The organism is Streptomyces lasiicapitis, assembly GCF_014646335.1.
GTDB classification, from domain to species: Bacteria; Actinomycetota; Actinomycetes; order Streptomycetales; family Streptomycetaceae; genus Streptomyces; species Streptomyces lasiicapitis.
Genome location: NZ_BMNG01000027.1, coordinates 49,568 through 75,619, shown reverse-complemented (window position 1 = coordinate 75,619; position 26,052 = coordinate 49,568). Strand labels below are relative to the sequence as shown.

General features: G+C 69.2%; 23 protein-coding genes and 7 pseudogenes. 18 read left to right on the top strand and 12 right to left on the bottom strand.

Going from position 1 to position 26,052, the window contains the following annotated elements; genetic code table 11:
- The first annotated feature begins 41 nt into the window (after window positions 1-41).
- The 5 genes from IEY91_RS42840 to IEY91_RS39745 all read left to right on the top strand — a co-directional run bounded on the left by IEY91_RS42840 (window position 42) and on the right by IEY91_RS39745 (window position 4,892).
- Window positions 42-446: a DUF8746 domain-containing protein gene (locus tag IEY91_RS42840; RefSeq protein ID WP_506005033.1), complete on the top strand. Its 405-nt coding sequence runs from the start codon at window positions 42-44 to the stop codon at window positions 444-446.
- Between the two features lie 439 nt (window positions 447-885).
- Complete coding sequence (locus IEY91_RS39760; RefSeq protein ID WP_189177663.1) at window positions 886-2,220, top strand: hemolysin family protein; 1,335 nt, start codon at window positions 886-888, stop codon at window positions 2,218-2,220.
- Window positions 2,217-3,245 (top strand): hemolysin family protein, encoded by a 1,029-nt coding sequence (locus tag IEY91_RS39755; RefSeq protein WP_189177662.1) that lies wholly within the window; start codon window positions 2,217-2,219, stop codon window positions 3,243-3,245. The genes IEY91_RS39760 and IEY91_RS39755 overlap by 4 nt, the downstream gene beginning before the upstream one ends.
- Before the next feature lie 136 nt (window positions 3,246-3,381).
- Complete coding sequence (locus IEY91_RS39750) at window positions 3,382-4,521, top strand: acyltransferase family protein (protein ID WP_189177661.1); 1,140 nt, start codon at window positions 3,382-3,384, stop codon at window positions 4,519-4,521.
- Window positions 4,518-4,892 carry a GNAT family N-acetyltransferase gene (locus IEY91_RS39745; RefSeq protein WP_189177660.1) on the top strand — a complete coding sequence of 125 codons (375 nt, stop codon included), beginning with the start codon at window positions 4,518-4,520 and terminating at the stop codon, window positions 4,890-4,892. Before IEY91_RS39750 ends, IEY91_RS39745 begins: the two co-directional genes overlap by 4 nt.
- Window positions 4,893-4,932: 40 nt before the next feature.
- On the opposite strand, the pseudogene IEY91_RS39740 reads toward IEY91_RS39745, so the two are convergent.
- Window positions 4,933-5,247, bottom strand: a pseudogene (locus IEY91_RS39740) (carboxymuconolactone decarboxylase family protein); the annotation flags it as partial.
- 204 nt (window positions 5,248-5,451) lie between these two features.
- On the opposite strand from IEY91_RS39740, the gene IEY91_RS39735 reads away from it, so the two are divergent.
- Window positions 5,452-5,823, top strand: coding sequence for a hypothetical protein (locus tag IEY91_RS39735; RefSeq protein ID WP_229697686.1), 372 nt, complete (start codon window positions 5,452-5,454; stop codon window positions 5,821-5,823).
- A gap of 131 nt (window positions 5,824-5,954) precedes the next feature.
- On the opposite strand, the gene IEY91_RS39730 is transcribed toward IEY91_RS39735, so the two are convergent.
- Together IEY91_RS39730 and nhaA are read right to left on the bottom strand one after the other, a co-directional pair.
- Window positions 5,955-6,452 (bottom strand): STAS domain-containing protein, encoded by a 498-nt coding sequence (locus IEY91_RS39730; protein ID WP_189177659.1) that lies wholly within the window; start codon window positions 6,450-6,452, stop codon window positions 5,955-5,957.
- The gene (nhaA, locus tag IEY91_RS39725) at window positions 6,449-7,765 is read right to left on the bottom strand and encodes a Na+/H+ antiporter NhaA (RefSeq protein WP_229697684.1); all 1,317 of its coding nucleotides are present in this window, start codon (window positions 7,763-7,765) and stop codon (window positions 6,449-6,451) included. The genes IEY91_RS39730 and nhaA overlap by 4 nt, the downstream gene beginning before the upstream one ends.
- A gap of 830 nt (window positions 7,766-8,595) precedes the next feature.
- Here nhaA and IEY91_RS39720 point away from each other — a divergent pair.
- The 5 genes and pseudogenes from IEY91_RS39720 to IEY91_RS39705 all read left to right on the top strand — a co-directional run.
- Window positions 8,596-9,753, top strand: a pseudogene (locus IEY91_RS39720) (NF041680 family putative transposase); the annotation flags it as partial.
- Window positions 9,754-10,124: 371 nt separating this feature from the next.
- Window positions 10,125-11,372 carry an IS110 family RNA-guided transposase gene (locus IEY91_RS39715; protein ID WP_189177679.1) on the top strand — a complete coding sequence of 416 codons (1,248 nt, stop codon included), beginning with the start codon at window positions 10,125-10,127 and terminating at the stop codon, window positions 11,370-11,372.
- A 21-nt stretch (window positions 11,373-11,393) separates the two neighbouring features.
- Window positions 11,394-11,690 (top strand): annotated as a pseudogene (locus tag IEY91_RS42200) (NF041680 family putative transposase); the annotation flags it as partial.
- Between the two features lie 59 nt (window positions 11,691-11,749).
- Window positions 11,750-12,121 (top strand): annotated as a pseudogene (locus IEY91_RS42735) (DUF4158 domain-containing protein); the annotation flags it as partial.
- A 64-nt stretch (window positions 12,122-12,185) separates the two neighbouring features.
- Entirely contained in the window at window positions 12,186-13,067 is an 882-nt protein-coding gene (locus tag IEY91_RS39705) for a hypothetical protein (RefSeq protein WP_189177657.1), read from the top strand.
- A 122-nt stretch (window positions 13,068-13,189) separates the two neighbouring features.
- Here the strand turns inward: IEY91_RS39705 and IEY91_RS39700 are convergent.
- Window positions 13,190-13,432, bottom strand: a pseudogene (locus IEY91_RS39700) (transposase); the annotation flags it as partial.
- A gap of 707 nt (window positions 13,433-14,139) precedes the next feature.
- Between IEY91_RS39700 and IEY91_RS39695 the strand changes: the two are divergent.
- Window positions 14,140-15,168: pseudogene (locus IEY91_RS39695) on the top strand (S66 family peptidase).
- A 495-nt stretch (window positions 15,169-15,663) separates the two neighbouring features.
- Here the strand turns inward: IEY91_RS39695 and IEY91_RS39690 are convergent.
- Window positions 15,664-16,098, bottom strand: a complete 435-nt coding sequence (locus IEY91_RS39690) for an ATP-binding protein (protein ID WP_189177655.1) — start codon at window positions 16,096-16,098, stop codon at window positions 15,664-15,666.
- 837 nt (window positions 16,099-16,935) lie between these two features.
- Between IEY91_RS39690 and IEY91_RS39685 the strand changes: the two genes are divergently transcribed.
- Window positions 16,936-17,274, top strand: a complete 339-nt coding sequence (locus IEY91_RS39685) for a MerR family transcriptional regulator (protein WP_189177654.1) — start codon at window positions 16,936-16,938, stop codon at window positions 17,272-17,274.
- A 219-nt stretch (window positions 17,275-17,493) separates the two neighbouring features.
- Here the strand turns inward: IEY91_RS39685 and IEY91_RS39680 are convergent, their stop codons facing one another.
- The 3 genes from IEY91_RS39680 to IEY91_RS39670 all read right to left on the bottom strand — a co-directional run bounded on the left by IEY91_RS39680 (window position 17,494) and on the right by IEY91_RS39670 (window position 18,931).
- Complete coding sequence (locus tag IEY91_RS39680; protein WP_189177653.1) at window positions 17,494-17,937, bottom strand: DUF2267 domain-containing protein; 444 nt, start codon at window positions 17,935-17,937, stop codon at window positions 17,494-17,496.
- A 64-nt stretch (window positions 17,938-18,001) separates the two neighbouring features.
- A complete protein-coding gene (locus IEY91_RS39675; protein WP_189177652.1) occupies window positions 18,002-18,397 on the bottom strand; it encodes a DUF2267 domain-containing protein in 396 nt (131 codons plus the stop codon).
- 102 nt (window positions 18,398-18,499) lie between these two features.
- A complete protein-coding gene (locus IEY91_RS39670; RefSeq protein WP_189177651.1) occupies window positions 18,500-18,931 on the bottom strand; it encodes an Hsp20/alpha crystallin family protein in 432 nt (143 codons plus the stop codon).
- Between the two features lie 128 nt (window positions 18,932-19,059).
- Here IEY91_RS39670 and IEY91_RS39665 point away from each other — a divergent pair, with 128 nt between their 5' ends.
- Both IEY91_RS39665 and IEY91_RS39660 read left to right on the top strand, forming a co-directional pair.
- Window positions 19,060-19,689 (top strand): type III effector protein, encoded by a 630-nt coding sequence (locus tag IEY91_RS39665; protein WP_189177650.1) that lies wholly within the window; start codon window positions 19,060-19,062, stop codon window positions 19,687-19,689.
- 75 nt (window positions 19,690-19,764) lie between these two features.
- A pseudogene (locus tag IEY91_RS39660) lies at window positions 19,765-20,058 on the top strand (transposase family protein); the annotation flags it as partial.
- 33 nt (window positions 20,059-20,091) lie between these two features.
- Here IEY91_RS39660 and IEY91_RS39655 read toward each other — a convergent pair.
- Together IEY91_RS39655 and IEY91_RS39650 are read right to left on the bottom strand one after the other, a co-directional pair.
- Complete coding sequence (locus tag IEY91_RS39655) at window positions 20,092-20,544, bottom strand: hypothetical protein (protein ID WP_189177681.1); 453 nt, start codon at window positions 20,542-20,544, stop codon at window positions 20,092-20,094.
- Window positions 20,541-21,470 (bottom strand): hypothetical protein, encoded by a 930-nt coding sequence (locus IEY91_RS39650; protein ID WP_229697683.1) that lies wholly within the window; start codon window positions 21,468-21,470, stop codon window positions 20,541-20,543. The genes IEY91_RS39655 and IEY91_RS39650 overlap by 4 nt, the downstream gene beginning before the upstream one ends.
- 130 nt (window positions 21,471-21,600) lie before the next feature.
- Here IEY91_RS39650 and IEY91_RS39645 point away from each other — a divergent pair, with 130 nt between their 5' ends.
- The 3 genes from IEY91_RS39645 (at window position 21,601) to IEY91_RS39635 (ending at window position 24,437) form a co-directional block, all read left to right on the top strand.
- A complete protein-coding gene (locus IEY91_RS39645) occupies window positions 21,601-22,026 on the top strand; it encodes a hypothetical protein (RefSeq protein WP_189177649.1) in 426 nt (141 codons plus the stop codon).
- Between the two features lie 135 nt (window positions 22,027-22,161).
- Entirely contained in the window at window positions 22,162-23,022 is an 861-nt protein-coding gene (locus tag IEY91_RS39640) for a DUF3592 domain-containing protein (protein ID WP_229697682.1), read from the top strand.
- 17 nt (window positions 23,023-23,039) lie between these two features.
- On the top strand, window positions 23,040-24,437 hold the full coding sequence (locus tag IEY91_RS39635) for a hypothetical protein (protein WP_189177647.1): 1,398 nt from the start codon (window positions 23,040-23,042) through the stop codon (window positions 24,435-24,437).
- Between the two features lie 133 nt (window positions 24,438-24,570).
- Here IEY91_RS39635 and IEY91_RS39630 read toward each other — a convergent pair whose 3' ends face one another.
- Both IEY91_RS39630 and IEY91_RS39625 read right to left on the bottom strand, forming a co-directional pair.
- Window positions 24,571-25,488, bottom strand: coding sequence for a hypothetical protein (locus IEY91_RS39630; RefSeq protein ID WP_189177646.1), 918 nt, complete (start codon window positions 25,486-25,488; stop codon window positions 24,571-24,573).
- Complete coding sequence (locus IEY91_RS39625) at window positions 25,479-25,910, bottom strand: hypothetical protein (RefSeq protein ID WP_189177645.1); 432 nt, start codon at window positions 25,908-25,910, stop codon at window positions 25,479-25,481. Before IEY91_RS39625 ends, IEY91_RS39630 begins: the two co-directional genes overlap by 10 nt.
- Between the last annotated feature and the right edge of the window lie 142 nt (window positions 25,911-26,052).

Here is a 26,052-nt window from a genome sequence, read left to right as displayed (position 1 = left end):
CCAGCACGTGCTGTCGAACCGCCGAAGGCGAGGCCGAACGCATGCGCCATCTGCTGGAGCGGGCGGGTGCGGCGGTACGGCTCGACGTGCGCGGCGGCTGGCGGGTCGCGGGACTTGCGCCCGCCACGGTCGGAGAGCCGGCCCGCGAACACCGCGTGGCTGTCCACGAGTTGACCCCGCTCTTCTCCTCCCCTCCACACTCGCCGCCGTGCCCCGCCGAGGCCGGGTACTCCTCGCCACGGCCGTCCCGCTCGCCGGCCGCTGTCCGAGCTCGCACTGGTCTCCTGCGCAGTCGCCCATCTGCTGGGCGGCGCGATCCTGGAGGACGGAAAGTACGCGCGAGGCGAGCCGATGCCCGCGCTGCTCGGGATGCCGGACTTTTCGCAGTTGTGGACGTCCTGAGCCTGGCCTTGGGGGGCGGGTGCGGCACCCGGCCGGGGCCGTGACCGCGGTGATCGCCGTGATGCCGCTGTCCTCGCTGTTCGGCCCGCTCTTCGGCGACGTCCAGCGCTGGATCGCGGGCGCGGCCCCCGACCGCCGCCTTGGAAAAGCTGACGCAGACCTCCGACGCGAGCCCGGAGGCAGTCGGCTCCCTCGGCGCCTGGCCCCCGCTCGCACTGATGGCGGCGCGCATCGTGACGCCGTCAGCCTTCACCACCAGTGGCCAGCTCGATGCGACGCGTGACGGAAGGCATAGCCCCTGTCGCGCGGGTTTGCCATTCCTTTACAGTGGGTGTAGAAGCGGGTGCCGCGCCGGTGCCCACTGATCTTGAATGACGTACGAGACACCAGAAGGAGCCACAGACCCGCGATGGGTGAGCCTCCCAGTACCAGCCGTGCCATTGCCTGCCCGCAGCCAGAGGTTGAGGGAACGGGGGTGGCACGGTGACCGAGGTCCTCCTGTTGCTCCTGGCCCTGCTGCTCACACTGGCCTGCGCCGTCTTCGTCGCCGCCGAGTTCTCGCTGACCACCATCGAGCGCGGTGACCTGGAGCGGGCCGCCGAAACTGGTGAGCGAGGCGCGCACAGTGCGCTGAAAGCCGTGCGACAGCTGACCTTCCAGCTTTCCGGCGCCCAACTCGGCATCACGGTCACCTCGCTGGTGATCGGCATGCTCGCCGAGCCGTCGCTGGCGGCGTTGCTGCGCGGGCCGCTCCAGGCGGCCGGCCTCGGTGTCGCGGCCTCACCTGTGGCCACCGTCCTGGGTGTCACGGCCTCCACCGTGATCCTGATGGTCGTCGGCGAGCTGGTGCCGAAGAACTGGGCGATCTCGCGCCCGCTGGCCGTCGCCAAGGTGGTGGCCACTCCGCAGCGCGGCTTCACCGCCGCCTTCGGCCCGTTCATCCACCATCTGAACAACACCGCCAATCGCTTCGTGCGCCGCTTCGGCCTGGAGCCCGCCGAGGAGCTGGCCTTCGCGCGCACCCCGGAGGAACTGGTCGCGCTGGCCCGGCACTCGGCGGCCGAGGGGGTCCTGGAGGCCGACTCCGCGGAACTGTTCGTGCGCACCCTGCACTTGAGCGAGCTGACCGCCGAGAACGTCATGACCCCGCGCGTGGACGTGCGCGCCCTGGAGGCACACGCCACCGCCGCCGACGCGGCGAACCTCACCCACGCCACCGGCCTTTCCCGCTTCCCGATCTACCGCGACAGCCTGGACGAGGTCATCGGCACCGTCCACATCCGCGACATCCTCGCCCTGGACCCGGACAAACGGCAGCTCACCCCGGTCACCGACCTGGCCAGCGAGCCACTGCTGGTGCCCGACAGCCTGCCCGCCGACCGGCTCCTGGAGCGGCTGCGCGCCACCCGCACGATGGCGGTCGTCATCGACGAGTACGGCGGCACGGCGGGCGTGGCCACGGTCGAGGACATCGTGGAAGAAGTCGTCGGCGAAGTCCGCGACGAGCACGACCCCGTAGAGGCACCTGACCTGGTGCCCGCCACCCCCGGCGAAGACGGCCGCGCGGTGTGGCAGGCAGACGGCGGCGTCCGCGTCGACCAACTCGGAGCGATAGGACTGGCCGCGCCGGAGGGCCCCTACGAGACGGTGGCCGGGCTCATCGCCACACGCCTGGCCCGCATCCCGGCCGTCGGCGACACCGTCGACCTCAACAGCTGGCGCCTGGCCGTCGAGGCGGTCGAGCACCACCGTGCCGACCGCGTCCGCATCACCGCACCGGCCCACCACGCCGATACAGCCCTGGAGCAGGCCCGATGACCACGATCCAGCTCCTCATCGGCGCTCTGACACTGCTGACCAACGCCTTCTTCGTCGGCGCCGAATTCGCCCTGATCTCGGTACGACGCAGCCAGGTCGAGCCCAGGGCCCAGGCGGGCAACCGCCGTGCCCGGAGCACTCTGTGGGGCATCAAGCACATCTCCGCGGTGATGGCCACCGCCCAACTCGGCATCACCGTCTCCTCGCTGGTCCTCGGCGCGGTCGCGGAACCGGCCATCGCCCACCTGCTGGAGCCCGCCTTCGAGGCCACCCACGTCCCGACCGCCCTGGTGCACCCGATCGCCTTCGCCATCGCGCTCACGGTGGCCACATATCTGCACATGCTGATCGGCGAGATGGTCCCCAAGAACATCGCGCTGGCCGCGCCCGTGCCGACCGCGCTGTTCCTCGGACCACCCCTCGTCGCCCTCACCCGGGCGCTCAAGCCCGTCGTCTTCGGCATCAATGCCTTCGCCAACACCCTGCTGAAGCTGCTGAAGCTCGAGCCGAAGGACGAGGTCGAGGCCGTCTTCACCGACGACCAACTCGCCCGCATGGTCATGGACTCCAGTCAGGCCGGACTGCTGTCGGCAGCCGACGGTGAACGGCTGCGCGACGCCCTGGAACTGGGCACCCGCCCGGTCGGCGAGATCCTCGTCCCGGCCGCGCGTATGCGCACCGTCGACGACACCATCACCGCGGCCCTCCTCCAGCAGGTCGCCGCGCAGGCCGGCTTCTCCCGCTTCCCGGTCACCGGCACGGGCGGGGCCCTGCTCGGCTACCTGCACATCAAGGACACCCTCGGCGTCACCGAGCGGGACAAGCCCTTCCCGCGCACGGCGCTGCATCCGCTCACCCGGGTGAGCATCGACACCCCGCTCGACGACACCCTCACCGCGCTGCGCGCCATGGACAGCCACCTGGCCGCCGTCACCGGCGACAAGGGCACCGTCATCGGCTTCGTCACCATGGAGGACGTCCTGTCCGAACTCGTCGGCCCGGGCCCCGCCCTGGCCAACACGTGAGCGGCGGGTCACACGCACGAGGGTTGAACGCGCCGTAAGGGGAGTGGGAGGGTGCTGGGAATGTCCAGCATCCTCCCCACACCCACAAACCAGGTAAGACGCGAAATCTGGGTCCCGGGTTCCTTCAGGAGGGCCGGTGGCTGACACACTGCGTCTGCCCCGCGTCCAAGCACCCGCGCCGGACCGGCACACACCCCAGCCTCAACCGGTACGACCGGCCGCGCCGAAGCGGGACTCCTTCTTCGACAACGCCAAGTACCTGGCGATCGTGCTGGTGGCGATGGGCCACGCCTGGGAACCGCTGCGCGACGACAGCCGGGCCGCGGCCGCCCTCTACGTCGCCGTGTACACCTTCCACATGCCGGCCTTCATCGTCATCTCCGGCTACTTCTCCAAGAGCTTCGACGCCGGCCCCGGCAGACTACGACGGCTTGTCACCGGCATCGCCGTGCCCTACGTCCTCTTCGAAGTCGCCTACACCCTGTTCAAACGGTGGGCCGACGACGACCCGACGTACCCCGTCAGCCTCCTCGACCCCTGGTACCTCACCTGGTTCCTGGGGGCCCTGTTCATCTGGCGCCTGACCACCCCCCTGTGGAAAGTCCTGCGCTGGCCGCTGCCGATCGCGCTCGCCATCGCCGCCCTGGCCTCCATATCCCCCGACATCGGCGACGACCTCGACCTCCAACGCGTCCTGCAGTTCCTGCCCTTCTTCGTCCTCGGCCTGTGCATGAAGCCCGAGCACTTCCGCATCGTGCGCCGACGCGAGGCCCGCGTGCTGGCCCTGCCCACCGCGGCCATGGCCCTCCTCTTCGCCTACTGGGCAGCCCCACGCATGAACGCGGCCTGGTTCTACCGCCGCGACAGCGCACAGGAACTGGCCGCCCCCGGCTGGACCGGCCCGCTGATGACACTGGCGATGTTCGGCTGCTCCCTGGTCCTGGTGGCCTGCTTCTTCGCCTGGGTCCCCGGCCGCAGGCTGTGGTTCACCGCGCTCGGCGCGGGCACCCTGTACGGCTACCTCCTGCACGGCTTCCTCGCCAAGGGCTCCCGCTTCTGGGACTGGTACGAACACGACTGGATCCACCAGCCCCTCGGCGAGATCACCGTGACGCTCACCGCCGCCACGGTCATCACCCTCTTGTGCACCCCGCCCGTCCAACGCCTCTTCCGCTTCGCGATGGAACCGAAGATGGAATGGGCCTTCAAAGACAGTCGGAGGTCCAGAGGCGGGAGGCATGCGGGCAGCACGAGAAGGACGCGGAGTACGACATGAGCGGCCCGGCGCGGCTCCCCGCGATCCATTTCGCCCGCACCGCACCGGACATGGAGTGCGGCGCGGGACGCCAGACCCTCACCGCTCTGGACCCCCACGACCGCCCCGTCGGCCGACTCGACTTCCAGATCTGCCATACCTGCCGACGGGGCTTTATCCGCAACATCGCCGTCGCCGCCCACTGGCAGGACCAGGGCGTTGCCCGCGAGGCACTGCACCACGCGCTGGCCCAGGAACTGTGCCCGCACTACGCCTGGACCAAGACCCGACAGACCGCCGACGGCCGCCGCTTCTTCACCGCCATGCAAGAGGAAACCGACGTGGCCTTCCCCGCGAACGCCACGAAGTGCCCCCACATACACACCCCATAGCCGCACCCGGAACGTGATGGGACGACAGACCCGACTGCTCTCACTTCCACGGGTCGTTGAACGACCGGCCGGGCACCGGCTTGGCTATGAGCGCCACGGCGATGAAGAAGTTGACCTGACCGATCGCGAACATCAAGGTGGCGAGCGCCTTGTCCTCGAAGTGCTCGGCCGCCTCCGCGTACAGCTCGTCGGAGACCCGCTCGCCGTGCGCCGCCGGCTGCAACACCGCCTCCACCAGCGCCAGCGCGGCCCGCTCCGCACCGGTGAAGTACGGCGAGTCCTGCCAAGTCGCCACCGACGTGATCCGCTCCTCCGACTCCCCCTCCTTGCGCAGGAACCCCGCCCCTCGCACGGAAGGCGATCGGCTGGTGGCAGCGCCACGGCTGGATCGGACGCGATCCGACGATCGGCATCGAGCGGCGGTCGGCACCGCCCGACCGCATCAGGGCCCTCGCGGAGAACCAGATCGCCGCCCTGTGCGCCTGGACGTCGCCCTGCGGGAGAAGACGCAGTGGAAGAAGCTCTACGAGTCGTCGGCTGCACGGGCTGATGAGGTGCTGTGCCTCAACGTGGAAGATCTGTACCCGCAGGACAAGCGCGGCAGGATCACCGCCAAGGGCGGGCGACCGAGTGGATTCACTGGCAGTCCGGCACCGCCCAGCTGCTGCCCCGCCTGATCGCCCGGCGCAGCCGCGGCCCGCTTCCTCACTGCCCACAAGGCCCTGACCGGGACGCCGTCGTTGGGCTGTGCCCGGAGACCGGCCGGGCGAGGCTCTCCTACCGTGCCGAGGAGATCTTCGAGGAGAACACCCGCCCGCTGGCCAACCCCCTCGCCTCACCGGACGACATCAAGGACCTGGGCGGGTGGACCCTGCACCGGTTCCGCCACAGAGCCCTGCCCCACGACGCCGAGGACGGCACCTCCCCCTGATGCTGCTGGCCCGCTCCCCGCATCGCCTCCGTCCACTCTGTGGAGCGGTACGCCTGCCCAGGCGCCGACGCGGTCACCCGCCATGTCGCCGAACGTGACCCGGCGCCCGCCGCCGCTGAGGGGGTACGGAGTCAGGTGTCGTGGCTGTAGTGCAGGACCCGGTCCAGGCCGAGGGTGTGCAGCGTGGCTCGCGGCTGCGGGCGGGCGTTGCTGATCACGATGGGGATGCCGGTGGCGTGGGCGGTGCGTACGGCGTCGAAGAAGACCTGGGTGCCGTCGCGGGTGAGGAGGGTGACGCGGGCGAGGTCGATTTCCAGGACCGGCGGGTGGGCGGCGAGTACGGCGCTGAGCCGGCGCCCGGTCCGGTCGACGGTGACGGCGGTGATCTCTCCGCGCAGGCGCACCACGGCTTGCCGCCCCTGGCTGTGCTCGGCGGGCCGGCCCTCCAGGCGGGCGGAGCGGGCACTGTGCCAGACGGTGCGCAGGGCGATCCGCAGGGCGGTGGCGGCGGCGATCAGGCACAGCAGCCTGCCCCAGGACGGCTCGACATACGCTCCGGCGCCAAGTGCCGCTCCGGCGGCCAGGAGCCACACTCCTGCCACCAGCAGGTTTCGGCCTCGGGCGCTCATGCCGCGCTGCCGGGGGTGCGCTGGTAGATGTCGGGGATGCCGTCGCCGTCCTGGTCGAGGTTTTCGGCCTCATACAGTCTGCGGTAGATCCGGTCACGCCGTTTCAGGAGCACTGCGGCCAGGGCAGCGGCAGTCAGAGAGCCGGCCAGCACCGCGGCCTTGACGTGCTCGGCGTCGGCAGGTGCGGGGAAGGCCAGTTCCCCGATCAGGAGGGAGACGGTGAACCCGATGCCGGCCAGGACGGCGAGGGCGAAGACGTCGGCCCAGGCCAGGTTCGGGTTGAGCTGGGCGCGGGTGAACCGCGCGGCCAGATACGTCCCGGCGAAGATGCCGATCGTTTTGCCCAGGACCAGGCCGAGCGCCACGCCGAGCGGTTCGGGCCGAGTGAAGACCTCGCCGAGTATGGGCAGGGAGATGCTGACTCCGGCGGAGAACAGGGCGAACAGTGGGACGGCGATTCCGGCGGATACGGGCCGCATCAGGTTTTCGGCGCGCTCGCCGGGTGAGGCGGTCTCGGCGGTCCGGCTTGCGGTGGCGGGGTCGCGGGTGGTGCGAAGGATCAGGCCCATCGCGACGCCGGCGACGGTGGCGTGGACGCCGCCGTTGTACATCAGCGCCCAGATCACGGTGCCCAGCGGCACGTACCACCACCAGCCGCGCACCCTCAACCGCTGGAGCAGGTAGAACACGACGAGCCCGGCAACCGCCCCGCCGAGGGCGAGGAGGTTCAGGTCGGCGGTGAAGAAGACCGCGGTGACCAGGATCGCGCCGAGGTCGTCGACGACGGCCAGGGTCAGCAGGAAGGCCCGCAGGGCCGAGGGGAGGTGGGTGCTCAGGACTGCCAGGACGGCCAGGGCGAAGGCGATGTCGGTGGCCATCGGCACCGCCCACCCTTTCAGGGAACCGCCGCCGGCCGCGGCGGTGGCCGCGTAGAGCGCGGCAGGTACCGCCATCCCGCACATCGCGGCGACCACCGGCAGCGCGGCGGCAGCCGGGGTGCGCAGCTCGCCGACCACCAGTTCGCGTTTCAGCTCGATCCCGGCGACCAGGAAGAAGACGGTGAGCAGACCGTCGGAGGTCCAGTGCCCCACCGACAGGTCCAGCCCCAGCGCGGGCATCCCGAAGTGGAAGTCCCGCACGGCGTCGTAGGCGGCGGACCAGGGGGAGTTCACCCAGACCAGCGCCAGGACGGCGGCGGCCAGCAGGACCAGCCCTCCGACGGTTTCGGTGCGCAGGGCCCGGGAGACCGCGCTGCGTTCGGGCCAGGGCAGCAGGCCCAGGAAGACGGAACGGTCACGGGGGGCGGCACACACGACAAGCCTCCGGGCGGTCGGGGACACAGATGTCCCTGCTGCCGACCAGACTTCCCGGCACACCCCGCTCATCTTGACGCGTTCTTTACACCCTATCGGGGCCCGGCCCCAGGCGCCCTTAACAGGCCCGCACGCCCAGCCGGGCTGCTTCGCGGATGCCCGTGCCCGGTGTGCGGCGGAGCCTCTGCCGTCCAGCCCGAATGCCGGTCTCTGGCACGACGTCGGCGAATCCATCGCCGAGGGCACCGGCTGGTCATGCCCAGAACGCGAGGAAGCCCTCGAAGCTGCACTCGCCGCCCTGTACGCCAACTATCCGGACGACGAAGAAGCCTTCGATAACCTGCACTCCGCTCAAGGAGCGAGCCCTGGCCCTCAACGAACTCCTCCGGCCGTTCACTGATCCAGAGAGTCCCAGATAGCTGGTCCGTCAACGCCAAGAAGCCCACGGAAATAGCGCAGTGAGCGGAGGAATTCGGCTCGTCAGCCATGGTCGATGCGTGAGCGATGCGTGAGCGGACGTCCCACCACAGCCCACCCGAGCCCGGATCACCCGGTAGCCAGCACTTGCTCTGACCAGCTACTTCCGGACAGGAGCAGACCGTCCGTACCCACCCGGACGGCCCTCTCCAGGACTTTTGATCAACTGGTTGTGGGCTCGAGTCCCGCAGCGCCCATGGACCGCAGACAGTCTCAGCTTGTTCTTTATGGTCCGAGGTCGAATTGGGCCTCGAACTAGGCCGCTCACCTGGGCGTTCGCCGGACGCTGAGGCGGCCTTCGTCTGATCATGTGCTCCGACCAAGGTGCACCGATCAAGACGAAGGCCGTGAAGGTGAGTCTGCTGCCTGACGCCGGTCCCAGGGAAGCGTTCGCGCAAGCGTCACGCTTCCGGGAGGACCTATTCGACTGCCTCACCACGCGTGGGGACGAGTTGTTCGAGCTCGTGGACGCGTTGCTGTGCGCGGACGGTCCGGTGACGTCGCCGGTGGACCTGACGCTGGTGGCCGAGCACCGGCGTGGGCACGGCGCGATGTACGAGGCGTTGAACAGCGGGAACGTGGACGTGCCCCGACTGCGGCAGGTGCTGGCCGGTCTGCCGATGCCGCAGGCCGCCGACGGGCGCCTGGTCCTTGCGGTCGACGTCAGCAACTGGCTCCGTCCCGACGCGCCGACCAGCGCGGACCGCCTGTTCTGCCATGTCTACGGCCGCAGCGGACGGTCCTCAGACCAGTTCATTCCTGGCTGGCCGTACTCGTTCGTCGCCGCTCTGGAATCGGGCCGGACGTCCTGGTACCAGCTCCTGGACGCCGTCCGTCTCGGACCCGAGGACGACGTCGCCGAGGTCACCGCCGCCCAGCTCCGCCGGATGGTCACCGACCTCATCGAGATGGGCCGCTGGCACTTCGGCGACCGCGACATCCTCATCGTCCTCGACGCCGGCTACGACGCCCCGCGCATGGCCCACCTCCTCGACGGCCTCCCCGTCGAGATCCTTGGACGCATGCGCTCGGACCGGGTGATGCGACGGCCGACACCCTCGCTCAAGGAGTACGCCCTGGCTTATCCCCAGGGCGGGCGCCCGCCGAAGCACGGCAAGGAGTTCCGCTTCGCCAAGCCGGAGACCTGGGGCGAGCCGGACGCGGCAACTATGCAGGTCACCGACCGGTACGGCACCGCCAACGCGATGGCCTGGGACCGCATCCACCCCCGCCTGACCACCCGCTCCGCGTGGATTGACCACGCCGGCGAACTTCCCGTCATCGAGGGCACCCTGATCCGCCTCCAGGTCGACCGCCTGCCTGGCGGAGGCGACCCGCTCCCGCTCTGGCTCTGGTCGTCCGCCATCGGACTGAACAGCGAGGACGTCGACGTGCGCTGGCAGGCGTTCCTGAGGCGCTTCGACCTGGAGCACACCTTCCGGCTGATGAAACAGACCCTCGGGTGGACCCGCCCGAAGCTGCGAACCCCCGAGGCCAGCGAGCGCTGGACCTAATTCCTTGCTAAGCACTCCGGTGGCCCCGGGTGGGGATCAGTGGGGTGTTCGAGTGGTGAGGTCCGTTACGCCTTCTTCGAGCTGGGCTGGTGAAGCCTCTGGTTAGAGCGTGCGGGCGGGCCTTCATGGTGGCGGCTGCGTGGGTGCCGGACGGATGCGTTCGCTCAACCAGGCGTGAACGCCTCAGCGAAGAGGGGCGGCGTTCGGCGCCCGAGCCGCGTGAGCTCCCGCAGAGACCGAGGCCCGTGCGGTGCGCTGGTGCCACGAACACGGCTAGTGAGGCGTCGGTCCAGCTCTTGCGGCTGAGACCTGGAATTAGGTCGCCGCGTGGCCCGCATGCGCTCGTGACCAGCACAGACACCCGCACCATGGAAAGAGAAGACACCGTGATCTACTGCGGCATCGACTGGGCGGAAAGGACGCACGACGTCGCCCTGGTCGACGACACAGGCCAGTTACTGGCCAAACGGCACATCACCGACGACGCGGCCGGATACAAGATCCTGCTCGACCTGCTCGCCGAGTACGGCGACACCGCAGAACACCCGATCCCGGTGGCGATCGAGACCTCCCGGGGCCTGCTGGTCGCAGTGCTGAGGCAGGGCAAGCGAAAGGTGTTCGCGATCAACCCGATGGCCGCCGCCCGCTACCGCGACCGGCACAGCGTCTCGCGCAAGAAGTCCGACCCCGGCGACGCCCTCGTGCTGGCGAACATCCTCCGCACCGACATGCACGCCCATCGACCCCTGCCAGGCGACAGCGACCTGGCCCGCGCCATCGCCGTCCTCGCCCGCGCCCAACAGGACGCCACCTGGAACCGCCAGCAGGGCGCCAACCAGCTGCGTTCACTCCTGCGCGAGTACTACCCCGCCGCCTTGGACGCCGTCGCCACCTGGACCAATGGCCTGTGCCGCCCCGAGGCCCGCGAGCTCCTCCGCACGGCCCCGACCCCGGCCCGGGCTGCCCGGCTGAGCCGCACGCAGATCAGCGCAGCCCTCAAACGGGCAGGCCGCAAGCGCGGCATCGAGACCGAGGCCGGGAGGATCCGCGAGGTCTTCCGCGCCGAGTACGCCCACCAGCCGCCGCTCGTCGAGGGCGCGCTCGGCCAGCAGATGCTCGCCCTGCTCGTCCAGCTGGAAGCCGCCTGCACCGCGGCCGACGATCTCGCCAAGGCGGTGGAAGAGGCTTTCCCTCAGCACCCGGACGCTGACGTGATCTTGAGCTTCCCGGGTCTCGGCGTCCAGCTCGGCGCCCGGGTGCTGGCCGAGCTCGGAGACGACCACTCCCGCTTCGCCGACGCCCGCGGCCTGAAGGCGTACGCGGGCTCCTCGCCCATCACCCGGGCCTCCGGCAAGAAGTCCAGCATCACCCGACGGCGGATCAAGAACGACCGGCTCAACCACGCCGGCTACCTGTGGGCCTTCGCCGCCCCCAACGGCTCCCCGGGCGCCAAAGCGCACTACCGCCGACGCCGCGACGCACACGGCGACTGGCACGCAGCCGCCCTCCGCAACCTCTTCAACCGCCTCCTCGGCCAGCTCTACCACTGCATCCAGCACCATCAGCTGTTCGACGAGCAGACGGCCTTCCCCACACCACTCGCCGCTGCGGCTTGACTTCTAGCGACGTGAGGCGTCTGGCTGGTCATCGCCGCGCACACCCACATCCACTTTCTGCGCGAGGCCGCCGCCGACTTGCGGCGGCCATGGGAGAAGCCCGTCGAGCCCGGTCGGCTCACCCCGGCCCGAGTCCGCCGGGGGTTTCGGAACCTCCGCCCTCACCTGCACTGTCCGGCCCGTGCGCCGAAACCCTCAACTCCAGGCCCTGGAAGGCCACGTGGCTCGAAGAACCGACGGCCCGCCACCCGCTACGACGTCGGCAAGACCGTGAAACGACCCGAGAGCATCACCGAACGAAACCGACTCGGACCATAAAGAACAAGCTCAGAACCTGTCCTTGAACCACTCGTCGGCCCGGAGTCCTAGCCCAGACAGCAGCTGCAAACCTGCGGCCGTTCCCGACCTTCGGCAAGGACGAGTTGGTCCGGTACTTCGCCCTCACCCCTGCGGATGAGGCGTTCCTGCGGAGGTTCCGCCGGGCCCAGAACGTGTTCGGCGCCGCTGTGCAGCTATCTGCTCTGCCGTGCGGGCGAGGCGCGACGGTCAGGCCACTTGACGTCCAGCAATACGTGGCCAGCCCTCCCGACGGAACCGCAGGGCGGGAGCCACATGCCCAACCACAGGCGGCCACTCTGCTCGACGATGGTTGGCCAGTCGGACCCCGGAGACAGCGATTCCGTAAGCGAATGAGGGGTTGGCGTACCCGGTCAGGTGACAACGGATACGCGCCAGTGTCCATGACCTGAACCGTGGGGACCTTACGGCCTGAGCACCCGTTTCGGGGTTGCCGTGAGCTGGAGGAGGACACGCATGGCGGTGTCGAGGGACACGCCCGCGCAGGCGAAGGCCCGTCGGGAGGCAATGAGTCGACAGCTGCGGCACGGGGAACCTACCAACAGGCTTCACATCATCATGTCGCCCGATCAGGAGGGTGTCGATGGCAAGAGCGAGGGCTGGGTGATCCGCCTCGACCCCGAGAGTCAGAAACTGGTGGACCGGAAGATCGCCATCACGCACGACGCGAAGCACACGGACACCCTCCTGAGGGCGGACACCCCTGTCGCGATCAGGTGGGCGGCATTCGAGTCCGTTGTCCAGCCGGTCACGATCACACCGGTGCCCGGCCGACAGAACATCGACGGCAAGAGCGAGAGCTACCTGTTCCACCGCGACGCTCAGGGCCGGCTGATGTACCGGACCATCTCAATCGAGCATGACCCGGCACATGGCGATCGCATCGTGGTCAAGGACCGCCCCGTCGTGGACTGGTGGCCGTCGCTGAAAGCCATCGGCCACCTAGCCGAGATCCTGTCGGTGCCCGGTCGGCAGGGCTTCGACGGCAAGAGCGAGAGCTGGGTCTTCCACTACACCTCTGAGGCTCAGCTGTTGTACCGAAAGATCTCGGTCGGGCATGACGCCGCCCACGCCGATGTGCTCGTGACCGAGGACCGCCCCATCGACGGCTGGTGGAAGGCGCTGAACGGCATCGACTACCTGGTCACCATCGTGCCGGTGCCCGGTCGGCAGGGCATCGACGGCAAGAGCGAGTACTACGTCTTCCACCGCGACACCGACGGCCGCCTGCTGTACAGGAAGATCTCCATCACACATGACGCCGCCCACACCGACATCCTCGTAACGGAGGACCGACCCGTCGCTGACTGGTGGCCGTCGCTGAACGGCGTGAGCTGAGCTTCCGCCTCGGCGTGACCGAGGCATCCGGCCGGGCCTGAAGAGCCCTCGGATATCTGCAGAACCCATCTCGGAAGTTCGCGAGCGGGTCTTTGTGATTCTCAGGCCGTTGCGACGGCCTCTGTGACGCGAGGCTTGGCCGCGCTCGGGTGGACGGGGCGTCGGGTGAGGCGGTGCGTCATGAGCGTGATCGCGGCGAAGCTGAGCATCGCCTCGGAGTGCTCGGGTCGGGTCTCGCAGTCGCGGACGTTCCGACGCGCGTGCAACAGCCACGCCAGCGACCTCTCAACCACCCAACGTCTCGGCAGGATCACGAAGCCCTTCGCGTCCTTGGGCCTGCTCACGGTCTTGATCGTCAGATGGATCTGACCAGCAGGAACCTGCTGCCCCATGGTTGCAGTTCTGGTTGCATTCATCGCCGTCCAACGCAGTCCGCCACGCACCCAGCGTCCCGCTCCACCACAGGTCAGAACGCCCCCGAGCATCACCGAACCGCCGGACGAACATTTGGAAAGCGTGTTGGGGGCAACCCCTCACGAGTTCGAATCTCGTATCCTCCGCCAGTGCCTCACCGGGCACGATGTCGAAGGGCCCCACCGCTTGCGGTGGGGCCCTTCGACGTGTGTGGTTGCAGTTCCCTCGGCGCGGACAGCCGTGGGCCTGGACGGACATGCTCAGGGACTGCGTCCTCCGCGCGTCACGGTGCCGGGTATCGAGCCCGGATCTCCTTAAGCACTTCGCCACAGCAGCAGCATCCAGGTGCCTCCTGGGTGTGCTCTGGATGCGCTTGGTCGGCAAGCTCGTACACGAGCGGTTCGAGCTCCCGTGCCCGCGCTCTTCCACGCAGTCACTTCGCCACGCACCAGGCGTGCTGTTCGACGTCGTCCGCGTCCGACCGGTCGGCCGGGGAGGGCCGCTGAGGGCCCGTCATGGGCCCGGATCTTCCCACCATGCAAGTCTCAGAAGGGGCCCAACCCGCTTGGGTGTGGCTCTTCCGGAGTGAGATCGTTAAGCGGGGAGGCGAGCCAAACTCGTAGTCCGATTGGTGGCGCACCGTGCCAGAATCCGGCGCATGGCAGTTCGATACCCGCGCCCCTTGCGTCCCGGTGACCGCGTCGGCATCACCTCTCCCTCGAGCGGAGTCGGCGAGAAGCACCTTGAGCGGCTCCACGTGGCCATCCGTGATGTGGAGGCGCGGGGATTTGAGGTGGTTCTTGGCCAGTGCATGGACGGCTCGGGACACGTCAGTGCTCCTGCAGTCGAGCGCGCCGACGAGTTGGTGGCGATGCTGACGGATCCCGGCATCAGGGCAGTGGTGCCTCCGTGGGGCGGGGAGACGGCGATCGACCTGCTGCCGCTGTTCGACTGGGAACGACTGCGCGCCGCCGAGCCGACCTGGCTCGTCGGGTTCTCCGACCTGTCGACCATCATCACCCCGCTCACCCTCCTCACCGGGGCGGCGACCCTCCACGGCACCAACCTCATGGACACGCCCTACCGGGTTCTTGAGCGGCTGCTGTCGTGGCTCGACATCGTCGAGGCACCGCAGGGGCACCGGTTCACGCAGAGCTCGTCCAGCCACCACAGGTCCACGGGCTGGGACGACTACGCCGCTGTGCCCGAGGTACGCGATCACTGACTCGATACCCCTGGTCAATGGACCAGGTTGGACGGAAACGGTGACGTGGAGGTCGAGGGGCGGCTGATCGGGGGGTGCATCGAGACGCTGTGCAATCTGACGGGGACGGGCTACCTCGATACGTCTGCCTTCGCGCGGGCCGAGGCCGCGGACGGGCTGCTGGTGTATGTGGAGGCAGCTGGCGACGATGCCTTCACCATCTGCAGGAACCTGTATGGTTTGCGGCTGGCCGGCTTCTTCGACGAGGCAAATGCGGTGCTCGTCGGACGCACCTCGGCTCCGGGCGCCTCTTCACTGTCCCAGCATGAGGCTGTGCTGGACGCGCTCGGCTCGTTGAACGTGCCGATCATCGCCGATGTGGAATGCGGACACGTACCGCCGTACATGCCGATCGTGAACGGGGCACGCGGTCGGCTCGTCCACACATCGGCCCGCAGCGAACTCACCCAGATGTTGAGCTGACATACCAGGCCAGGCTCCCTCCCCAAGTCTCGTTGTGTGAGGTCGTTCAGGCTGTCAGGCAGTAACTGGCCTGGTCGGGGCGGGGATAGAGGCGTGCGTGTTCCATCGTTTCCCGGGTGATCTCCAACCGGGAGACCACGTCTTCCTTCTCGGTCAGCTGCTCCGCCAACTCCTCGGTCTGCCCCCGCAGTTCAAAGATCCGCTCTCGCGCGGGCCTCCCGCCTCTCCAACTCCTCCAGCCACGAGACCATCGACGCCCCCACAAACCCGAGCCCTGGACACGACGATCCGGCAAACCACCGCGATCAGCAACGACCGAGCCCGAAAGAGGCTCACTGGAGACGAGCCACACCCAACCCGCTTTTGGGCGAGAACGGGTCCTGAGAACCGATCCGGGATTGGCGAGGGTTCTGCGGCCCTTCTCGATCATGCTCCGGCAAAGGGCCCTTTCTGCGAAGCGATCCGACCGTCAGGTGAGGGGTGACCGCAGGGCCTTCAAGGTTCGGTCGGGGCGGTCCACGGCACCGAGGCGCCTTGGTGCTGCCGGGCGAGAATTGCGCTGACCGTCTTGCCGCCGGACGGCCGGCGGGTGACCGAGGTGGTGTGGGCGAGGCGGTTGACCATGGGCCAGCCGAAGCCTCCGGTGCCGCCGTCCAGGTCAGGGATGCGCATGCGCGGCGCCTGCGGGCTGCGGTCGTGCACGGCCACCTCGATGCTGTCCGAGTGCGCGGTCAGGTCCAGGGTGCAGTCGCCGCCGCCGTGGCGCAGGGCGTTGGTGACGAGCTCCGAGACGACCAAGGCCACGGTGTCGGCGGCCTCGGCCGGGATCGGATTTACAAGACCCGCGAGGAAGTCCCGGGCGCTGTCGCGTGCGACGGCGACGGTCGTCACGGATCGCGCAGGTACGACAGTGACGCTCTTCGTGTCCATCAGGTCACCCTGGCCTCTGCGCCTTCGTGCCCGATTGTCCGCGCGGTGCTTGTGCCCGGCCTGCGGTCCGCCAACCCCTGTGTCGGCACTGTTCGAGTTCGATTACCTCATTGTCGAACACGCGAAAATCTATCGTGGCTGGAGTAGACATTGGGTGGTGGCCTGGTTATGTTTCTCTCGTAGCCCAGGAAGTCAGCAGGGCCTGGCAGAGACGAACTGCCGGGCAGCGGTACCCGCAGTTGCAGTTGGCAGGACGGTGCGGTGGCGGAGTTTCGAAGCCAGGGTTGTGGCAGGGCGGCGACGGGACTGGCGACCGGACCGGGTGGCCCGCAGTGATCAGGGGCCGCCGTGAGCAGTACCGCAGTGGCAGTACCGGTAGGTGCAGTTCGCAGTACCCAGCAGTGAAGTCAGTGAGCAGTGCCTCGGTGAAGGCGTCGGCTGCGGGCGCGCGCACCGGGAAGTTCGGCAGTGGGGTTCTAAGCCAGAGCAGATGCAAGACGGGCGACGGGGCTGGCTGCCGAAGGGTGGCGCTGTCACAGGCCACCGAGCAGTTCGCAGTACCGGAAGTACGTAGTTGATCACCGAGGAAGAACGGAGGAGCCGAGCGCCATCAGGATCGCCCGGGTGGAGTGTTGAGCCCGGGTACCGCAGGACATCGATAGTGAGGTGGTCTCCGGTCAAGCAACCGCGATCCCCGCACCCCCGACAGCATTCCCGTCGGGTCAGCGGAAACAGAAAGCCGGCGCAGTACCAGGGCTGGCAGATGGTGTAGTTCCTTCGGGGCCCTGGTGTCGTACGACACCAGGGCCCCTCAAGCGTGTTCCACAGAGAGGTGCAATGACAGCAGACGACACCTTCGGCCGTCTCGACGATGACGACTACCCCGCCTACACCATGGGCCGGGCCGCCGAGATGCTCGGCACCACCCAGGGCTTCCTCCGCGCGATCGGCGAAGCCCGCCTGATCACCCCGCTCCGCTCCGAGGGCGGCCACCGGCGCTACTCCCGCTACCAGCTGCGCATCGCCGCCCGCGCCCGTGAGCTCGTCGACCAGGGCACCCCCATCGAGGCCGCCTGCCGCATCGTCATCCTCGAAGACCAGCTCGAAGAAGCCCGCCGCATCAACGCCGAATACCGCCGCGCCGCCGAGTCAACCGCTCCGTCGGCCTCGGCCTGAGGCAGCGAAGACCTGCAACTACCCGAGTGGCCTCGCAGCTGGCGCCCGCACGTACTGCCCGGGACACTCCGGCGTCCCGGGCAACGTCGTCTTCACCTTGGCTCCGGCTCCGTCCGCAGCCCGGCTGTTACGCCGGGGCCGTGGCGGCCTCTCCCTGCGGGGTGCGCGGGCCGTGCGCCGTCGTCCAATCCTCCCTGGCGTCGGCAGGGCACGGACTGTTTACGCGGCCTGGGTGAGTTCGGCGCGGCCGAACAGCAGCGCGTAGCCGGTGGGGAGCTGGTGCAGGATGCGGGTGAGAAGGTCGGGGCCGGCGTGGGCGGCGACGGCCGCGAAGACGGAGCCGGTGTCCCACCGGGTCGTGGCCAGGGAGGCGTTGGTGCGGGCGGCGAGGTCCTTGACGAAGGCCCACCCGGTCAGCTGCCGGGTGTCGGGGATCTGCGCGGTCAGGCCCCGTGCGGCCTCCCAGGGTAGGCGGGCGGCCAGGTCGACGCGTTCGTCGCCGGTCAGCTGGCGTCCCAGGCCCGAAAGGACCAGGCGGACGGCTTCGTCGGCTTTCTCGCGGGTGGGGTAGGCGCCTTCGTAGCGGACCTTCTCCAGCATCTGCTCGTATGCCGTCGAGTACGGCTGCTGGTGCTCAAGTGGTACGCGCATGTCGGTGATCACTGCGGTGCATGCCTTTCGTCGAGCCGGGGTGGGGTGGTGCCGGTGTGTGGCACCGCCGTATCGGTCAGGTGGGCTGGGGGCGGCCGAAGAGGAGGTCGTAGCCGGCGGGGAGCTGGAGCAGGATCTGCCCCAGCAGGTCATCGCCCGCGCTGTCGGCGACCGTCGACAGGACGGCGCTGACGTCCCAGGTCGCGGTCTGCTCGGTGGCGCCCTCGATCCAGGCCGCAGTCGCCCGGACGAACCGCTCCGGCGGCAGCGGTTCGGCGCTCTGCAGCGGGTTGAGGAGGATCAGGGCGAAGCCCTCCGGCAGGCGTGCCGCGAGCTGGGCACGGACCTCGCCGACCAGATGCGCGCCGAGCAGAGCGAGCACCACACGTGCCGCACGCTCGGCTTCCTCCACCGTGCCGTACTCGCCTCGTTCCTTCACGTGGTCGAGGAACGCTTCGCGTCGCAGAGCCATCTCGGCCGCCACCCCTTCTAGTTCTGCGGACTGCCCACGGGGTGCGGGGGACGGGGTGAGGGGGAGATCAGGTGCCCGTCCTCTGCACCTGTCCGGCCGGTGTCAGCCGGAGATTTCCTTGTGGTCGGTCGCGACGCCGATGGAGATCTTGCGGGGCTTGGCCCGCTCGGCGATCGGGATACGCAGGATGAGCACGCCCGCGTCGTAGTCGGCCTTGATGCGCTCGGTGTCGAGGGTGTCGGCGAGCACGATCTGGCGGGAGAACACACCCATCGGCCGCTCGGACAGCTCCGCCTGCACGTCGTCAGCCTTCGCCACCGGTCGGCGCTCGGCCTTGACGGTGAGCATGTTCCGCTCGACGTCGATGTCGATCGCGTCGGCGGTGACGCCGGGCAGGTCGAATGCCACCACGTACTCGTCGCCCTCGCGGTAGGCGTCCATCGGCATCGCCGACGGCTTCGACCACGTCCCCGGGCCCATCAGCTGCTGTGCCAGCCGGTCCAGCTCACGGAAGGGGTCAGTGCGCATCAACATCGTGAAAACACCTCCAGCAGGTTCGGGCAGTTGCTGCCAATGCGCTTCACTGAGACCGTTGTAACATGTCATCCAATGGATGACAAACATGATGTCGTCTACGTGATGACAACCCGAGGGAGGTGCCCGTGACCCCGGCCGGCCAGCCGTCCACGACCAGCACCGACGCCCACAGCCCGGCGTCGTTCCTTGCCGCTGCGGCGGCCCTCAATGCCATAGACGATGCCCTGCGCGCCGCCCAGCACGAGACCCCGAACGCCCCCGATACCGGGCCGGGCCCGGAGCAGGCCCTGGCCTCCCTGATGCTGCTGCGGCAGGTCCGCGAGCAGCTCGCCGGATGGGAGACCGGCCTGATCGAAACGGCCCGCGACGCGGGAGCCAGCTGGGCCGACCTCGCCCACCCTCTCGGCGTCGCCAGCCGCCAGGCCGCCGAACGCCGCTACCTGCGCGGCCGCCCCGGCCCGGCCGGAACCACCGGCGAACAGCGCGTGACGGCCACCCGCCAAGCCCGGGCCGCCGACCGCACCACCGCCACCTGGGCCCGCCGCAACGCGGCCGACCTGCGCCGTCTGGCCGGCCAGATCACCGCCCTCACCGACCTTCCCCCCGCCGCACGTCGCCCTGTCAGCGAGCTCAACGCCGCCCTCGCCCACGACGACCCCACCGACCTCATCACCCCCCTGACCGCCACCCGCCCCCACCTGGCCGCCGCCCACCCCGACCTCGCCGCCCGGCTCGACACCCTCACACCCCCCTGACCCCCGCCCGACGCACCGCAACAGCAGCCCAGTCAGCCTCCGCCCCCGGGCGAACGAGCGGAGACCTGGAGACCGGTGCGGCCCGCCCTGCGGGCCACCTGGCCCACTCCCTCACCGAGCAGGGCCTGGCCGACAGGAACCGCCTTGACCGATGGAAAAGGCCGCCTGATCTGGATATCTGCTGCCCGGCCCGGCCGCACCCACGACATCACCGCCGCCCGCCACGACCACGTCCTGGCCCACCTGCGCGCCGCTGGCCTCGGCGCCCTCGCGGACCTCGCCTTCCGCGGCCTGGACAACGACGTACGCGACCCCGTGATCATTACCGGCTACACCGCCACCCGCACCCACAAGCGCACCCCCGGCCAGAAGACCGCCAACCAGGGCCTCGCTGCCGGACGGTCACCAGTCGAACAGGAAGTGCAGGCCGTGGCTTTGGTGTTTGCCGGAGTAGTTTTTCCGGTCGGCCTTTCCGGTGCGGTGCTGGGTGGGGATGAGGGTGCCGTCGATCAGGACCACCTTCCCGCCCCGCTTGGCGATCTTCATGAGGGCGCGGTCCAGGCGCGGGGCCTGGGCGGCGAGCAGGGCGATCAGCTCGTCGCGCCAGCGGCGGACGGTGGACTCGGACACGTTGTTGCCGCCGGCCATGTCGGCCAGGCGCTGGTCATGGCGCAGTACGGCCAGGGCGATCACCGCGATCCGTCCGGGCGACAGGATCCGCCACCTGGACCGTATCGCCTTCAGGTGGCGTCGCAGCAGGTCAGCGAGGTAGTTAACGGTGCTCGTGGACAGCGGCAGACGGCACTGGTAGACCAGCGGGCGGGTGTCCTCGGCGTGCTCTCTGGTTCTTGTCACACAGGTCCAACGGCTGCCCGGGGCACCCTGGTTACGCCCGCACCGTACCGCTCCAGGCGGCAGCGTCGCTGGTGGCTGTGGAGGGTCAGCTGACCCTTCTCGTTGTATCCAGTCGATCGCAAGGCGCTTACCAGGGCGGTGGAGGCGGCGCGCCCCACCTCCGGACGCGGCGGCGCCTGGCGCGCGGTCAGCCCCAGATGCGCCGGCAGTTCCTCGACGCCCCAGACCTCGTCGGCATGCGCCCACAACGCCCGGCCGAACAGCCCGCCATGCCCCGCCTCGACCATGGCCGTGTACTGCGGCGAGTTCCCCACCGGCCGCGCCGCACCGCACGCTTCGAGCACCTCGCCCGTCAGCGCGACCGCCACACCGACGTCGGCGGCCACAGGATGCCGGTCCGCCCACTCGGCGGCCAGTTCCTCGTCGAGCCGCGCCCGCCGCGCGCCGTCCGCCAGATGACCCTTCAACGCTTCGACGGTACGTCCGCCGCCCGCGTCCGCCACGTCCTCCACCACGCCCCTCGCCACGGCGTCCGCACCGGCGGACGGCGCCCCGTACTCGGTCGCCAGCTCGAAACAACGCTGGAAGTACAGATCCTGGGGGTGCCCCGCAACGATCCCCAGAGCCCGGCGGGTCTTCTTGAGCAGCGTGAACCACTGAGCCGTCGCCCGAAGACGCGCACCGGACTCCTGGACCAGCGCGTCGAGGCGCGCGGCCTGCGCCGGTTCGAGGAAATCCGCCGCGAGCTCGGGACACAGCGACGGCCTGACGATCAACGGCAGCACGATCAGCTTGACCGTCCGCGTCAACGGCGCCCCGCCGGGCCCGCTCAGCGACTCAAGGCCCGGCCCGAGGCCACGCCAGGCACGGTCGATGACCAGGGCGCGAGATCGGCATGCGTCGGTCGGCTGGCTCGGCGGCGGCATGCGGCGAGCGTACGTCGTACGGGAACGGGCGGGCGAACCTGGGATCGGTAGGGAGTTCGGGCCGCCTAACGTCCACACCGCGCACCGCACATGACATCACCACGTGACATCACCACAAGGAGAAGCGGTCATGGGAATCTTCAGAAAGCAGGGCAAGAACCGCGAGGCGCGGGCCGCCGAGATCGCCGACCAGGTGGCCGACGGCAAGGGCTTCTACGGCCGTGCCACGCGCGCGTTCCTCGGCAAGGAGGACTTCGCCAAGGTCCAGCAGACGATCGGCGCGTACCAGTCCGGCCAGGACGTCCGGCAACTGCTCGCCATGGGAGCGCCGACCGTAGCGGCCGTCGTCGTGTCGATCGGCGACACCGGCCGCCTTGTCAACTTCGACCCGGTCGTCGACCTGGTCCTCCAGCCGTCCGGGACGACCGACCCGATCACCCTCCAGACCGTCGTCTCCAAACTGCGCATCCCCCGCACCGGCGACCAGGTCCTGCTGATCGCCGACCCCGCGCGGCCGGGCGGCTACCTCTACGCCGGGGACGGCGTCGCCCCGTGACGCCCGGCTGGAGTTCAGCACTGGCCGGTCTCGCGGACTGTCGGTCATCACCAGACACGGCAGACGCCACAGCATCCCGTACGACGCACAAGCGTACGGCAGCGCGGCGTCGATGTGCCTGTGAGGGGTCACGAGGTGCTTGAGTTCTGGTGGGCGATACCCGCCGGGCTGGCGCTGCTCGGCTACGCACGCTCGCTCGCCGGGGTGACCCGGGCCCAGCGAGCGGTGTGGGCGAAGGCGCGGATCGTGGCAGTGCAGCAGCCGGCTCACGGCGACTCCAGGAAGCCCGGGATACCGGTGACGCTCACGTTCCAGGACCCGGGTACGGGCCAGGAGTTCACCTTGTCGAACGCGGGTAAGCACGGCGACGCGATCGAGGAGGCCTGGGTGGGCCGGGAGATCGACGTGTGCTACCCGCCCGGGCAGCCTCTCCGGTTCGCCGTCGTGCGGGGCGGCCCGGGGGACCGGACCGGGCGCGAGGGCCCCGACTGCGCGGTCATGCTGCTCCTCATCGGGCTGGTAATCCACGCGACCGTTCGCTGGGGCTGGCCATGGGCGCTGCTCGGCTTCGGCACGCTGCTGACGGCTGCCGCGGTGCTGAGCCCCGACATCCGCATCGTGCGCGCCCGCAACGCCCTGCTGGCCTCGGCCGTAGCCGTCCCGGCCCGGGTGGTGGCCGTCACCCGGGACGTCCACACCGACGACGAGTCCGGCCGCGACATCGTCGTCCACGCCCCAGTCATCGCCTTCACCACCCACGAGGGCGCCCACGTCACCGTCCTGTCCGGCGGGGGCATCCCCGATCCGGGCCGGTCCCTCCACCGCGCCCTGACCATCCACTACGCCCCTGCCGACCCTGCCGTCCACACCCCCGACCTCGCGGCCGACCGCCGTTCGGGAGCGCTGAACATCGCCTTCGTCGTCGCCCTCCTGCTGGCCGGGACGGCGGCGGCAGTGGTCGGCGCGGTCATGTTGTGGCACCCCGGAAGGGGATAGAGAGCGGAAGAGGAGCAATGCGCAGCCACATAGGTGTGTTCGTCGAGAATCTCGTGTTCACGGCGCTCTGCTTGTCGACGGGCCCGGTCTTCCTCGTCCTCGGGGGCGCCGCCTGGCATGACGGCGCGAGCTGGGGCTGGGCGGTGTCCGCATGCGGCGCGGCCGTCACCGTCATGATCCCTGTCCTGGCTCTCCGCTCGACGCGCGCCGAGTTCCCTCGGATCACGGGCGGGAACCGCGTGCGGGACGGGAGCGGCTCGTACGGGGACGACACCTTCGTGATGTGGGCGCCACGGTCCGAACCGGGGCCGGCGGGCGCGCGGTTGGTGCGGGCGGACGTCCTGGAGGCGTCGTCGGTGCGGTACGACCCGGACAGGGAGGCGACGTTCACGACGTACGTGGGCGACTACGCGCCCGCCGAGTTCACGCCGCTGGTCAGGCTGAGGCTCCGGGTGCACGCCGCGGAGGAAGCGGAAGGGGCTGTGACGCTCCCCGGGTTCGAGATCACGGACGAGTGGCGGGTCCCGGCCCTGTGCCTGTCGGCGATCACGGCGGGCCGACTGGCCGTCCTCACCGACGGCCTTGGCAACGTCACCGTCCACTGGCCGGGCAGCGCCCTGCTCGCAGGCACGAGAACCTGCCGTCTGATCGACCACGATGGTCGGCTGATCGACGTGACGCGACGAACCAGGCATCTGCTGGCACAGATGCGGCTCTCGCGCACGGTCGGCGGCATCGAGATGGCGGGGGACACGATCGACCTCCGGCACCTGGACACGGAGACGGCAGCACGATTCCGCATGCTGGCCGACCGGGTGCGCGCCTTCCCCGAGGACCGGGCCCCGGTGACCGAGCCGGGCGAGGAGGCCCGCCTGATGCAGGCTCAACTCCCGGGTGACGAGGGAGGGGTCGGCTCGGTCGGCCGACGGTGGTCGCGGCGCGGTGGGCATCTGGTGCGCGCCCGGTTCCTGGAGATGCGCGCCAGGACCACCTTCCAATACGACGGTCCGGTGCTGGACACGGTACTGCGCGCCCAACCGGCGGACGGCACACCCCCGTTCGACGCCGCCCGGCGGCTGACGGTGCCGATGAACTATCTGGCGGTCCTGCACCACACCAGGGAGGCGGTCCTGAGCGTCAGCCCGAACGGCAGGTCCTTCGTGGTCGACTGGGACCGCACCAACCTCCTCGCGGGCGTCGGCACGGCCAAGGTCATCGCCCCCGACGGCCGCGAGATCCTGGTGCCGCGCCGCTCCGACGCTCTCTGGCCCCTGATGAACCTGCTGGCATCCCACGCCGTCTCGAACCCGACCCCCGTCCTGGACCTCCGCGCGCACCGGATGCGGGCGGTCGCGGGGGCGGTCATGGAAGTGATGCGCGACAGGGGCCTGGCACCAACTGATCACCGTACGTAGGGTTCCTTCATGAACATCGAGGCCCCGGGGACGCACAGCAAGTGGCCCGGGTGACGGCTGCTCGGGCAGCGGCGGTCCTGGACCCTACCGAGTGCCGGCGGACACCCACGCCCTGACCGGGCCGCAGGTGCCGTCAGTTGCTCACTCGATGCTCTTCGGTGCTCAGTACTCGCTGGGCAGTCCGCTTCTGCTGCCTGACAAGAGAAGTCCACTCGGCAAGCAGTCGACCGTCGTCTCCCAGGACTTTGCGCTGCGCTTGCGCAAGGCCTTCGTACGCAAATCTCAGATAGCCCGTCTTCCGTTTGCACGAGACATCCGACACGACACGCGGATCGTTGATGATGTCGGCTTTCCGTGGCAGAGCATCACGCAACTGGATCGGCGTGCTGAACGAGTGGCCGGCGTCTTTCATGCAGCGGGCCCACCGGGAGTTGAGATTCCGGAATGACGGGAGTGATTCGAGAAGCTGCTGAGCCTGCGTCTCGGCTTCGCCGAGCTTCATACGGATCTCGCTCCACCTGATCCTTTTGTCTCCCAGTATCCGGGTCTCCGCGTAAGCCACGCAGCCGCGCGCGGGCAAGGACACCTGCATGCCCCTCCCTTGCACCAGGATTCGATCGTCCTGCCGGCCGTGGAGAGCAAGCACATAGTTTTTTCCGACGGCCCCGGGCTTTTCCAGCGGTGGGTTCGCCTTCGCGCCGGTGGAGCGTTTCCGTGTTTCGAAACTGAAGGGCGTGGGCCGGTCCGGCTCTGCGGTCTGCTTGGGGCGCTTGGTGTCGTAGGAGAAGCCCTTCCGGGCCATGCAGGTGGCGATCAGCTTGTCCTTGGCCGCCGAGATGGGCCGGTCCGCTGCCTGCGCCGCCGGTCCGTACACCTGGGCATGGATGGGCGGAAGCAGATGGGCAGGTGTGGTGCGATCAGGTCGGGGCGTCCCGCCGGCGCATGCCGCACCTGCTGCGATGACCAGCACGGAGAGGAAGGCGGGCACGAGGTTGGTGCCTGACAGCCGTTGGCTGCCAGGCACCACCTGCCCGTTACGGGTCAATAGCATCGGATCGACGTCTCTCCCCTGAGCTGAAGCGAGCCGGGCAGGTCGTTCAGATCTCGCGGGAGGTGGTTCGGCGTGGCGTGCCCGGGGTTCACGCAGAACAGGAAGTCCCGGTAGCCGGGGAGCAGGTAGTAGTGGCTCTCGTAGCCCCCGGTGGTGGAATTGCTCGCGGCGGTCACGTTGAAGTCCACGACACCGCCGTTGTTGGTGAAGCGGTCGTTCCCGAAGTCGTTGTCCGAGTTGAAGTAGTTGTGGCGCTGGTTGTCGCCCAGGACGTCCTTGAACACACAGTGGTAGCCGGATGGGCAGGTCCGGTGTGCCGGGGCCGAGGCCGAGGCCGGGCCCGCCGTCATGACACCCACGGAGCCGAGCATTCCGACAACTCCGATCAATGTCGCCACTTTGATGCCGAGACGAGTGCTCATGTTTCTCCGATCACTGGCTGATACTGCCGAAACGAGTCTGGCGCACCGCACCTTCCGGCTGAAACGTGTGTGCGTCTGGGCGCAATATCCCTGTTCTCAAGGAGGATGCATTTGCTGAGAATCCATTTCACCGGACAGGATC